At 59.2% G+C, this 12,049-nt stretch carries 9 protein-coding genes and 1 tRNA gene; all 10 read left to right on the top strand.

Annotated elements, in window-relative coordinates; genetic code table 11:
- The first annotated feature begins 120 nt into the window (after nt 1-120).
- The 10 genes from JS530_RS01835 to JS530_RS01790 all read left to right on the top strand — a co-directional run bounded on the left by JS530_RS01835 (nt 121) and on the right by JS530_RS01790 (nt 11,961).
- Nucleotides 121-191: transfer RNA gene (locus tag JS530_RS01835), tRNA-Gly, on the top strand.
- Nucleotides 192-332: 141 nt separating this feature from the next.
- On the top strand, nt 333-1,310 hold the full coding sequence (locus tag JS530_RS01830) for a DMT family transporter (protein ID WP_214375506.1): 978 nt from the start codon (nt 333-335) through the stop codon (nt 1,308-1,310).
- A gap of 197 nt (nt 1,311-1,507) precedes the next feature.
- A complete protein-coding gene (fbaA, locus tag JS530_RS01825; RefSeq protein ID WP_214375505.1) occupies nt 1,508-2,575 on the top strand; it encodes a class II fructose-bisphosphate aldolase in 1,068 nt (355 codons plus the stop codon).
- Between the two features lie 96 nt (nt 2,576-2,671).
- The gene (locus JS530_RS01820; RefSeq protein WP_214375504.1) at nt 2,672-3,538 is read left to right on the top strand and encodes a YwqG family protein; all 867 of its coding nucleotides are present in this window, start codon (nt 2,672-2,674) and stop codon (nt 3,536-3,538) included.
- Between the two features lie 184 nt (nt 3,539-3,722).
- A complete protein-coding gene (locus JS530_RS01815; RefSeq protein ID WP_214375503.1) occupies nt 3,723-5,009 on the top strand; it encodes an adenylosuccinate synthase in 1,287 nt (428 codons plus the stop codon).
- Nucleotides 5,010-5,058: 49 nt separating this feature from the next.
- Complete coding sequence (locus JS530_RS01810; RefSeq protein WP_214375502.1) at nt 5,059-6,039, top strand: fluoride efflux transporter FluC; 981 nt, start codon at nt 5,059-5,061, stop codon at nt 6,037-6,039.
- Between the two features lie 2 nt (nt 6,040-6,041).
- Nucleotides 6,042-6,410 (top strand): fluoride efflux transporter FluC, encoded by a 369-nt coding sequence (locus JS530_RS01805; protein WP_425350842.1) that lies wholly within the window; start codon nt 6,042-6,044, stop codon nt 6,408-6,410.
- A 627-nt stretch (nt 6,411-7,037) separates the two neighbouring features.
- Nucleotides 7,038-8,036, top strand: coding sequence for a hypothetical protein (locus JS530_RS01800; RefSeq protein ID WP_214375500.1), 999 nt, complete (start codon nt 7,038-7,040; stop codon nt 8,034-8,036).
- A 561-nt stretch (nt 8,037-8,597) separates the two neighbouring features.
- Entirely contained in the window at nt 8,598-9,944 is a 1,347-nt protein-coding gene (locus tag JS530_RS01795) for an MFS transporter (RefSeq protein ID WP_214375499.1), read from the top strand.
- A gap of 367 nt (nt 9,945-10,311) precedes the next feature.
- A complete protein-coding gene (locus JS530_RS01790; protein WP_214375498.1) occupies nt 10,312-11,961 on the top strand; it encodes an MFS transporter in 1,650 nt (549 codons plus the stop codon).
- Nucleotides 11,962-12,049: the final 88 nt, after the last annotated feature.

The raw sequence follows: 12,049 nt of genomic DNA, 5'->3' as shown, positions 1-12,049 counted from the left end.
GAGGGAGAGACCGGACGAAGCCAAAAAACAGCGTCGGCTCAGCCGATTCAGCTCAGCGTGTGCTACAGTAGCTACCTGTGCATCACTGCGACTGGTGGTTTTCGGTTGCGTGGCGCACATGCGGACATAGTTCATCGGTAGAATGAAAGCTTCCCAAGCTTTAGAGGCGGGTTCGACTCCCGTTGTCCGCTCTTTTGTTGGTTCCGAAATAGTTGGTCATGTAATCACTCATCCGCAGTATTGCATCGTGGGTGCGTATCTCACTGGGGAATTAAGTCTTACGATCATCGTTCTGCGGCACTGTTCGTATGCCACGCGTATCGTAATGCGCGATGAATGATTCCGCAGTTCCCTCGGCACAGCCAGTGCAGTCGCAGTCAACCAAAAGCCAATCACAGCGCGCAAGCAAGCGTACGCCTTCCTTCGAACGCACCCCGCGCGACATTCTGATCGGTGCAGCGTTGGTGCTTGCGGGCGGCACCTTGTGGGGTGTGAATGCCACCGTATCCAAACTGCTCATGGGCACATACCATGCCGACCCACTGTGGATCGCGTGCGTGCGCGAACTGGCCGCCGGCGCAATCTTCGTCGCATGCTCCGCGGCGTTCACGCCAAAGCTGCTGATTGGCGCGCTCAAGGATCGCCAATCATATCTGAAGCTGCTGGGCTGCGCGTTGGTGTGCGTGCTGTTTGTGCAGGTCGCATACCTCAAAGCCATCGACTGGACCAATTCAGGAACCGCAACCGTGCTGCAAACCCTGAACCTGCTGTTCGTACTGGCCATCGTATGCGTACGCGGGCAGCGACTGCCGCGGATCAAAGAGAGCATTGGCATCGTGTTGGCGTTCACCGGAACCGTGCTTATCGCCACCGGAGGTGATCTGAGTCAGCTGAGTCTGCCGCTGGCCGGACTGTTCTGGGGGCTATTGGACGCACTGTGCACATCCATCATGTCCATCGCGCCGATTGCCTTGATGGCACGATGGGGCAACTTCACCGTCAACGGCATCATGTTCGTGATTTCCGGGCTGATTCTGCTGCCGATCGTGCAGCCGTGGGCCACTGCGCCTTCGTTGGATGCGGTTGGATTGATGCTGGTGGCGTTCACCATTATCGGCGGCACATTCGGTGCGTATTGGCTGTTTTTGGCGGGAACACAACGGTGCGGGGCGATGCGCGCCACGATGCTCGGCACCAGTGAGCCGGTCACCGCCACGATTACCGGAGTGCTGTTCGCCGGAGCCGTGTTTACGCCCACCGATTTGGCGGGATTCGCGATGATTCTGATCATGGTGTTCCTGGTGCGGTGAGGCTACGGTAGTCAGTGGCGTATTTTCACGAAGTCGCGGTTTATTTCGAAAATATGGGCCGTTGAGATGCTGTGAATGGCGTGTATTTCACGAAACATTGGGTGATTCTGGAAATTTTACCGAGATGTGACCAATCGCACAGCCACACGTAACCATCCGGCCACTCACGCGGGCATGGCCGGGGACATAATGAAATCATGACAATTGCAACACCGGAACGTTATGCCGAAATGCTTGATGCCGCCCGCCGCGGCGGATACGCCTACCCTGCCATCAATGTGACCAGCTCGCAGACGCTGAACGCCGCATTGAAGGGCTTCGCCGATGCCGAGTCGGATGGCATCATCCAGATCTCCGTGGGCGGCTCCGCATACGTCTCCGGTCAGGGCGTGAACGATCGCGTCACCGGATCGCTGGCGCTCGCCGCGTTTGCACATGTGGTGGCGGCCAAGTATCCGAACATCACTGTGGCCCTGCACACCGACCACTGTGCCAAGCAGTACTTGGATGAGTGGGTACGTCCGCTGCTCGCCTATGAGGCGGATGAAGTGGCGCACGGCAAGGAGCCGACGTTCCAGTCGCACATGTGGGATGGTTCCACTGTGCCGCTCAAGGAGAACTTGGACATCGCCGAAGAGCTGCTGGAGAAGTCCCAAGCGGCGCACACCGTGCTCGAGATTGAAATTGGTGCGGTCGGCGGTGAGGAAGACGGACACTCCGCCGAAATCAACGAAAAGCTGTACTCAACCCCGGAAGATGGTCTGGAAGTGGCGCGTCGTCTCGGATTGGGAGAGCGTGGCCGCTATATGGCTGCATTCACGTTCGGCAATGTGCACGGTGCCTACAAGCCTGGTGTGGTGAAGCTGCGCCCGGCACTGCTTGGTGAGATTCAGGCTCGCGTGGCCCGCGCAGTGGCGGAAGGCGAACTGCCGAGCGCGGCCGGTCAGGTGGCCTTCCCGAACGGCAAGCCGTTTGAGCTTGTGTTCCACGGTGGCTCTGGCTCCCGTCCGGAGGAGATTGCTGAGGCGGTGAGCTACGGCGTAGTCAAGATGAACATCGACACCGATACGCAGTATGCGTTCACGCGTCCGATTGCCGACCACGTGTTCGAGAACTACGACAAGGTGCTGAAGATCGACGGCGAAGTGGGCGAGAAGAAGTTCTACGATCCGCGCTCCTGGGGTCGTAAGGCCGAGGCCGGCATGACCCAGCGTGTGATCGAAGCTTGCCAGCAGCTTGGCTCCGCTGGCAAGGCGCTGAAGTAAGCATCGGACTTTAAACACTGGACTACGACAGCGCGCGTAGCTGCAGCCTGCGGCCCATATAACTGCGGCCTATATAACATCAAGTCAAGGAAAGTGATGGTGGTCATGATGGCGGAGGATCGCGACGCTGCCCAAGCGCTGGTACAAGAGATTGTGCGGCGCATTGTGCGCGATACCAGTAAGATGGCCGTTTCATTCACGCCTGAGCTTGACGTGAGGCCCGATTTACTGGGGAATTTCGTCGGAGGCGATTCGTATTGGTCGCCTCAAGGCGTGCCCGTTACGTCGGCTTCTGGCGACCCGCTCTACCCGCTGATGCAGATTCGCTGTACGGAGCCTACTATTCCGGGATACCCCACACGGGGGCTACTGCAGTTCTTCATCGGCACGGACATTCTGTATGGCTGTGATTTATCCGCCGATTATGAGAGCGAGGCCGACAACGATAATCGGTGCGTGCGCTACATTCCTGAAGCCCCGTCCGTGCTGAACGGCGCTGAAGTCGTGCAGCTTCCGCATATCGGTGCTGATTCTTCGGATCCCGATTTGCGTACGCCGTTCCAGTCGGATTTCCATGGTTGTGCGTTGCGTCCGGCGCTTATCGAAGATCCGGTGTCTCATGAATGCGACGAGTTCGAGCCGGCGTACGAAAGCGTCCTTGAGGAGTTTGACCCCGCCGTAATTGAGGCTGCTGAAGACACTTTGGGTGATCTTGAGCAGGCGGTGATGGACCAGCTCAACGTAGTGTCGCCCGGGGCATGTTTCCAGATGGGTGGCCACCCGGTGTTCACTCAATCCGACGTGCGCGAGGATTATGATGATGAACTCGTGCTGCTGAAGATGGATAGCTACGACGGTGTGCTGATGTGGGGCGATTCCGGCTGCGCGAACTTCCTCATTCGCCGGGAGGATCTTGAGCAGCTAGATTTCTCCCATGTGCTGTACACATGGGATTGCCTCTGATTGTCAGTAATTCGGGCGGTGCGGCGGTTGCGGCGGACGAGGACGCGGCGTGAGACCGCCTCTTCCGCGAGTAGAGGGCGTAAGGTAACCTAGTCCCCGGCGGAAACGTACGTGGATGCGTGCCGAGTAACGTCCAAAACGCGTACCAAACAACGTACAACAGTGTGCAATCGGGGAGGCCATCATGCCTGGAATTGTTCTTATTGGTGCCCAGTGGGGCGACGAAGGTAAAGGCAAGGCTACCGATCTGATCGGCACCAAAGTCGATTACGTCGCACGCTTCAATGGCGGCAACAACGCTGGCCATAGCGTGGTGGTCGGCAATGAATCCTACGCCCTGCATCTGCTGCCTTCTGGCATTATCAACCCGCACCTGACCCCGGTGATCGGCAATGGCGTGGTGGTTGATCCGGAAGTGCTGTTCGAGGAAATCGACGGTCTTGAAGCTCGCGGCATCGACTGCTCGCACCTCAAGGTGAGCGAAGCCGCACACATCATCGCCCCCTACCATCGCACGCTCGACAAGGTCACCGAGCGCTTCCTCGGCAAGCACAAGATCGGCACCACCGGCCGCGGCATTGGCCCGGCCTACGCCGACAAGATCAACCGCGTGGGCATCCGCGTGCACGACCTGTTCAATGCCAAGCACCTGCACGACAAGGTCGAGGCCAGCCTGCACCAGAAGAACCAGATGCTGGTCAAACTCTACAACCGTCGTCCAATTGACGTGGACCAGACCACCGACGAGCTGCTGAAGCTCGGCGAACGCCTGAAGCCGTACGTGGCCAACACCGGTCTGATTCTGAACAAGGCGCTCGATGAGGGCAAGACCGTGCTGTTCGAAGGCGCCCAGGCCACCATGCTCGACGTGGACCACGGTACCTACCCGTTCGTCACCTCCTCCAACCCGACCGCCGGCGGCGCCTGCACCGGCACCGGCGTCGGCCCCACCAAGATCACCCGCGTGATCGGCGTCTCCAAGGCGTACGTGACTCGCGTGGGCGAAGGTCCATTCCCCACTGAGCTGTTCGACGAGTCCGGCGAATGGCTGCGCCAGCAGGGTCACGAATTCGGTGTGACCACCGGCCGTCCGCGTCGCTGCGGCTGGTTCGACGCCGTCGTGAACCGTTACGCCTCTCAGGTCAACGGCCTGACCGATATCGTGCTCACCAAGCTCGATGTGCTCACCGGCCTGAAGGAAATCCCGATCTGCGTGGCCTACGACGTGGACGGTGAACGTCACGACGATATGCCGACCGATCAGGCCGCCTTCGCCGCCGCCAAGCCGATTTACGAGACCATGCCGGGCTGGGATGAAGACATCTCCAACTGCCACACGTTCGAGGAGCTGCCCGCCACCTGCCAGGATTACGTGAAGCGTCTGGAGGAGCTCAGCAACTGCCGCATCTCCGCCATCGGCACCGGCCCGCAGCGCGATCACATCATTTCCGTGCATTCGCTGATCGACTGAGCTCGATTCCTCGCGCGCATCATCAGCTCAGGCACAACAAGGCACCGTCATGTCCGATTCCGTAAGCAATTCAGATTCTGAGCCGCAGCCCAACACTATGGAGATTTCTGCGGCTCAGATTCGCGAGCAATCCACCCCAAAGCCCCAGGGTGCCGCCGCCGCTGCCCGTCCGCCAAAGATTCCACTTGCGCCGATGAAGAAGATGCAGGCGCGATTCAATCCGCTGGCGGATGGCATGGTGTACTTGGTGGTATTCCTCGGCGGTACGCTCGGCACGGCCATGCGCTATGGTCTGAGTTTCCTGGTGCCTGCCACCGCACAGCCGCTCGGTTTCTGGCATTCGTTCCATCTGCCCACGTTCATCGCGAACATGTTCGCATGCTTTATTTTCGCATGCCTAACCTCGTATCTCTCGCAGGCGGCTTGGATTCGCAAGCGTACGCGGCAGCTCGCTTCCAGAGGTTTCGGCATGGGCATGTGCGGTGGCTTCTCCACACTGTCTGCCTTGGCGATTGAGGAGCTGACGTCGCTGCAGATCAGTCACACGCTGGGCGCAGTGTTTTATCTGCTGTTCAGTTTTGCTGGCGGTCTGTTGGTGGCTGCTATCGGTGCCAAGCTTGGCTTGGTGCTGACGGCTCGCAAAGCCGGACGGTTTGCTGCCGAAGCATTGCAGCGGCAGCAAGCGAACGGCGGCTCTGGTCGCCATGTGACTGTTGGCGAAACCGTAATGCTGAGTTCGATTGATGCAGCTGCACATGCTGCTGCTTCCGGTACTGCTGGCGATAGTTCCCAGGATGACTTTGGTCATACTGACCATGCCGATGGTACTGGCACTGCGCATAATGCTTTGCATGCTATGTCTGATGATTCCGCCAGCGCTGCCGGACGAATCGCTTCGGATGCCGCTCCGACTGCATTGCCTGTGACCTCAGCGATGCCTATGGCATCTGCTGAGCCGTTCTTCGAACCGGATCCTATTACCGATGAGATCCCCCTGACCGGTGATTTAACGACAGGGGAGGCGCACTGATGATTTTCCTGCTGGTGAGCCTGTGCGGTGGACTGGGTGCCACTGCGCGCTTTGTGCTGAACACGTCGATTCAGCAGACGTGGAAGCGACTGTTCCCGCTTTCCACATTCGTCATCAACGTGATTGCCACGTTCTGCGCCGGTTTGGCCGCTGCCGCTTATGCGCAGCAAGTGGTGCCGGAATCCACGTATCTGTTGTTTGTGACCGGTTTCCTTGGTGGCTTCTCCACGTTTTCCACGGCGATTAACGAAATGGTGTCGTTGTTCCGCAACCGTCATTTCGGCACGGCTGTGTTCTATTTGGTTGCCACGATTGTGGTGCCGATCATCTGTGTGACGCTGGGGTGGATTGTCGGCGGCGCTTGCCACTGATTTTTCCCTCGGTGTGAGCCGCGGGTCCTGCTGCCGTCTGTCTGCCGCTGCTCGCTGCCGCCCGCAGCCTCGTGCCCCCTGCGTGTGCCCTTGTTGCTGGATTCCGGGGATTGTGTCGTGGAACGTGCTGTGAAACATGCTGTTTGCGACGGATTTCGGGGAAAGCGGCATGGCGGGGTGCATCTCGCGCTGGATTCCGGGGATTGCGTCGTGTAAGGGGTGTTTCACGATATGTTCCACGACAGATTCGCCGGAATCCAGCGCGTGAGGGTGTTCTGTGTGCCGCGCGTGCCCCGTGTACGTGGATGCATGGGATGTTGGATTCGCCGGAAGTTGGTAGGTGGGCGTGGCAGTAGAACGTTTGTACCTATCGCGCATGAGATTGTCCCGCTTCGCGCGAATCTTCCTCTGATGAATTGCCGTTGCTAATGACTTGTCCACATTTGTTGTGCATAACATGCCATGAGTTGCCCAATGTGGATAACTTGATTGATGTCAGCCGCGTAATTCATCACATTTACGGACAAAAACATGTCACATGTTTCCGGTTCCGCACAAAACTATAAGCTCGAACCACATAGGTCGTTTTTCCCTTGGTCCACAGCCGCAAGTTGTTATCCTCTCCCCATGAACACGCATCCACGAATTGAACGCATTCTTGCTTGGGCCGAGCAGAACCGCATGTGTGCCTGGCCGCTTGTGCCGAATGATTATCACCTGCTGCAGAGGAGAGTCCAGACTGGCGGATTGGTCATGCCTTTCCCGCGCTTTTATGTTCGCACTGCCATATGGGGAAACCTATCGTTCTCCGAACGAATCTCATATATCTTACGAACCGCTTGCGCAAAAGATCCGACCGTAACCGTGTGCGGCATTTCAGCTGCAGCTGCGTTGGGGTATACATCTACTTATTACCAACAGCGATACATTCATGTTGTCGCTCGCAAGACTTCGGAATCAGGCAGGCATGGTCAGTACGTTGCACATTACCTGCCAGATGTCGAGAGCGTCATGGTGAATGGCATTCGCACTACGCATCCCCTCCAAACTATGTTCGACTGTGCGCGGACCCTTGATTTTTCCACCGCTATGGCCATCTGCACCATGGGTTTGCGCATGACCGGAAGCACTGCGCAAACTCTGCAGGCATATTGTGCCGATATGACAAGGAAGCGCGGATTGCCTCGCGCGAGATATGTTGCGCAGCATGTTGACACTATGTGCACCAATGGTGGTGAGGCTATAGCGTATGCGGTTGCTCTGGAGCTGGGCTTCAGCAAGCCAGAATGTCAAAGGCAGTTTATTAATCAGATTGATGGCAGCACGATCTATGTTGATTTCACTTGGACTTTGGACGATGGGTCGCTGATTATCGGTGAGCTGGATGGTCGAGAGAAGTATGAGAATCCCGCGATGACGGGAGGCGCCGATTCGGTTGCGGTCACGTTGCGAGAGAAGGATCGAGAATCCGCTATTACTATGCAGGGGATACCCGTGGTGCGATTCCAGATGTCGCATGTACGCAATCGGCGACAGTTGGAGCAGCGGCTGCTCGCTGCAGGTGTTCCGCAGCCTGATAAGGGCAAGCGAACACCGTTTACTGGCTTCATCTGCAACGAGTATTGAGTAATGCTGCTCCGCTAGATTGCAGGAATCCTACGGCGTGCTCCTGCGTGTGCCCTTGTTGTTGGATTCCGGGGATTGCGTCGTGGAACGTGCTGTGAAACATGCTGTTCGCGACGGATTTCGGGGAAAGCGGCATGGTGGGGTGCATCTCGCGCTGGATTCCGGGGATTGCGTCGTGTAAGGGGTGTTTCACGATATGTTCCACGACGGATTCGCCGGAATCCAGCGCGTGGGGTCGTGCTGCGTGCGGCGTGTGTGGGTGCGTGTACGCGGGCGCGGGGCTTGGATAATGGGCTTTGTGCGGTGGTGAAATGCACTGATATCTCGAACCGGTTCGACACGCCGAATCAATTAGGTCAAACGATTGACTTTTTGATATTATCGAACCGGTTCGAAGCAGACGACACAAGCGTCAACGCAGAAGTTGCCCCTAGGGAACATCGATGGTTTCCGAAGTCGAGAACACTGCAGTCCGCATCCCGGTTGCCGCCTTCCGCGATCCGCATAACCACAGACGTCATCGAAGAGTCCAGCCCAAACACCAAGCCAGGGAAGAGAACCATGGAAAACACCATCGAAACGGCAGCGGCGCCAAACGCAGCAGCGGAAGCCGCCCCCGCAGTCAACAGCAACGAGCTTGACAGCTATGGCCGTCGTCCGTCCGTCCTAGACGTATTCCGTCTGGGTGCCGGCTTCACCATCAGCCTTATCATCACCGGCATCGTCTGGGTGTCGCTCTCCTCCATCCTCGTGCCGCAGCTCGTGGATCAGATCGCCCCCGGCCAGCGTGAAGCCTTCATCGGTACCATCAACTCCGTGGGCTCCGTGGTGGCGCTGTTCGCCAACATCATCTTCGGCACCTTCTCCGACCTCACCCGCTCCAAGTGGGGCAAGCGCACGCTGTGGATCATCAGCGGCGGCATCCTGTGCGGCGCCTGCGTGGCCGGCCTGCTTGTTACCAAGTCCCTGCCGCTCATCCTGCTGCTGTGGTGCGGCATGCAGCTGTTCTACAACTGGATGAACGCTCCGTTCGTCGCCACCCTGTCCGACCGCGTGCCGGACAAGTTCCGTGGTTCCGTCTCCTCCTTCATGGGCGCTGGCGGCGTGCTCGGCCAGACCGCTGGCTCCCTGGTCGGCTCCCTGCTCATCAGCAACATTGACCTCGGCTTCGCCATCGGTGCTTTGGGCTTCGCCCTCGTCGGCATCATTGTGGTTGGCATTTGGCCTCGCGAACCCTCCAACCTGGACGAAGAGCGCGAGCCGATCAGCCTCAAGATGGTGCTCATGGCCTTCATCCCGCCGTACGGCAAGGGTGCCCGCAACTTTTACTACGCACTGTTCGGTCGTATGATGATGGTCGCCGGCTACCAGATGATCAACGGCTACCTGCTATACGTGGTCAAGTACTACACCTTCTCCGACTCCGGCTACAACGCTGAACAGCTCAAGACCGCAGCTGCCGGTGTGATTGCCACCATGTCCGTGATCACCATGATCGTCTCCCTGATTGCAGCCCTCGTCTCTGGCCCGATCTCCGACAAGCTCGGCATGCGTAAGGTCCCGGTCGCCGCCGCAAGCGTGCTGTTCGCCATCGGCGCCGCAATGCCGTGGATCTTCCACAACGCATGGGGCATGTACCTGTTCGCCGCCATCGCCGGCTTCGGCTACGGCGTCTACAACGCCATCGATCAGGCCCTGAACGTCTCCATCCTGCCGAACCCGAAGGAAGCCGGCAAGGATCTGGGCGTGCTCAACATGGCCAACACCCTGTCCACCGTGCTCGGCTCCCTGCTCACCTCCGGTGTGGTTATGGCCACTGGCGGCAACTACGGCCTGGTGTTCCCGGTCTGCATCGTGGTGGTGCTCATCGCAGCCTTCCTGATCATGCGCATCAAGGGCGTCAAGTGATCGGCTAACCGCTAGCGCACAACGCTTCTTTCGAAGAATTCCCTGAGTAAAATCGGCCCGCTTCATCCCACAAGGATCAGAAGCGGGCCGATTGTTATTGTTCGCCAGAGACTCGCGCCGCTGCAGTCGAAGTCGCGATAGCCGCGAGACTCGCGCTGCCGCAGTCGAGCCTTACCGCTTGCGCCCAGCCGGGCACTGCCCACCGGGGTAGGTCCGGCGTACACTAAACACATGGAAAGCGAACCGTCCGCAGTGTACTGAAGTCAGTGCGCCCGGGCGGTTTTGCGTTGTGCGCGGGCTGCGTGTGATTGTGCAGCAACATACACAACCCGCGGATCGCACGAGGGAATGAGAGAAAGAGCGAACCATGCTGGAACCATATGTGCGCCCGGGCATCGATGACCGCCCCGACCTAGACAAGGCGTTGAGCCCCGAAGATAAAGCGGCGGTAGCCCGATTGGCCATCAAAAACCGTCGTCGCCCACCAGAAGCCTCCGCCGACCAACCGGAAGCGCAAGCCGTGCGTCTCGCCGCCTCCAGCACCGCCACCGCAGTGGCCGCAGCCGCCAGCGTGGACGCCCCCGCGCCGGATCTGTCTTCCGCATACCTCGACATGCGCGACCCGATGGTGGCTGCCAACGGCGAGAAGCCAAGCGCGGCCAAGGTCAGTCGCCTCAACTGGGGCTTCTTCGCCGCCTCCATTCTGGTAGGCGCGCCCTGGGTGGCCTTGAACGCCGTGGCCCTGCCCAATGCGGTGGCGCGGCTCTTCCATTACGACACCACTGAACTGCAAGTCACCATCAACCCGGTAACCGGTCGCCCATTCCCCGTGGCCACCGAGCTGGCCATGCCGCTGGCAGTGCTGGTCATTGTCGGCGTGGTGGCTGCGGCGCTGCTGACCCCACTGGTCTCGGCCCTCTCCGATCGCACACGCACCCCGTTCGGCCGCCGCACTCCGTGGATGGTGGCCGGCGGTCTGCTGTGCGCACTGATCACGCTGATTCTGGGGCAAGACACCAGCCTTGTGGTCATGTGCTTCTTCTGGGCGCTGATGCAGTTCGCCTATGCGATGCTCTCCGCGCCGCTCGCCAGCGCCATCAGCGAGCGTGTGCCGGATAAGTTCCGTCCGCGCATCGAACGCTGGCATGGCATTGGTGTGATGCTCGCCCAAGCGCTCGGTGTTTTCGTTGGTGCGTTCGGCGTGATGTTCACCTCGTACTCGCCGTTCATCTACACAGCCATCCTGTTTGCCGTCTCCGGCATCGCATCGGTACTGGTTCTGCCGCGCGAGCCTTCCAGCACCGAGCTGCCGCGTCAGCGCTTCGATAGCAGTCAGGTGCTCGACCAGCTGCGTCCGCCGAAGTCGGCACCGGCGTTCGCTCGCGTATTCGCCGCCCGTGCTTGCATGATGACCGGCGTTGGCATGACCAGCGTTTTCCTCTGGTACCTTGTGCGCTTCTGGGTATACGGCAAAGCCGTGCAGTTCACGTCCGCGCCGCTGACCATTCCCGCAGGCTTCCTCATCTGCGCGATGGCGGCAGCCACTCTGATCGGCGCCGCGCTTGCTTCTTGGTCGGCAGCGCCCATCTCAGAGGCGATTGAGGCGCGCGGCATTCGAACCGCCACCATCGTGGCCGCCGCTTGCCTGACGTATGCGGTCGGTCTTGCATTGGCGTGGGGCTTGGGCGTCTGGTCGACTGGTACCGCGCGCGAAAACGGCATGATCCTATTCGCGTTGATCTCCGGCTTCGCGTTCGGCATCTACGATGCGCTTGGCTTGGAACTGGTGATGGATGCGCTGCCTGATCCGCGCAACGCCGGCCATGATCTTGGCGTGTACGCGCTCGCCAACTCCGCCGGCCTTGCGCTCGCAGCAATCATTGGCGCCATTCTGGTCAACGCGTTCGCGCACTCGTTCGGCTATTACCTGCTGTTCCCGGCCGGCATCGTTATGGTGCTGCTCGCCGGCATCGTGACGCTGATCGGCGCCGAAAAAATTGAAGAAATCAAGGAATAAGTCCAGAACATAAAACCGGTTCGAGTACACTGGTCACCAGTGCGAATAATGCGGGGGTGTGCAGCAGTTGCACGCCCCCGTTCGCGTA

This window comes from Bifidobacterium colobi (assembly GCF_018555455.1).
In the GTDB taxonomy this organism is placed as follows: domain Bacteria; phylum Actinomycetota; class Actinomycetes; order Actinomycetales; family Bifidobacteriaceae; genus Bifidobacterium; species Bifidobacterium colobi.
Note: the sequence above shows the minus strand (reverse complement) of the source record. Positions and strands in the feature narration are given on the sequence as shown.

Coding starts and splice junctions, on each gene's coding strand:
- JS530_RS01800 (WP_214375500.1), top strand. CDS start 7,038: ATGAACACGCATCCACGAATTGAACGCATTCTTGCTTGGGCCGAGCAG.
- JS530_RS01795 (WP_214375499.1), top strand. CDS start 8,598: ATGGAAAACACCATCGAAACGGCAGCGGCGCCAAACGCAGCAGCGGAA.
- JS530_RS01815 (WP_214375503.1), top strand. CDS start 3,723: ATGCCTGGAATTGTTCTTATTGGTGCCCAGTGGGGCGACGAAGGTAAA.
- JS530_RS01820 (WP_214375504.1), top strand. CDS start 2,672: ATGGTGGTCATGATGGCGGAGGATCGCGACGCTGCCCAAGCGCTGGTA.
- JS530_RS01810 (WP_214375502.1), top strand. CDS start 5,059: ATGTCCGATTCCGTAAGCAATTCAGATTCTGAGCCGCAGCCCAACACT.
- fbaA (WP_214375505.1), top strand. CDS start 1,508: ATGACAATTGCAACACCGGAACGTTATGCCGAAATGCTTGATGCCGCC.
- JS530_RS01830 (WP_214375506.1), top strand. CDS start 333: ATGAATGATTCCGCAGTTCCCTCGGCACAGCCAGTGCAGTCGCAGTCA.
- JS530_RS01790 (WP_214375498.1), top strand. CDS start 10,312: ATGCTGGAACCATATGTGCGCCCGGGCATCGATGACCGCCCCGACCTA.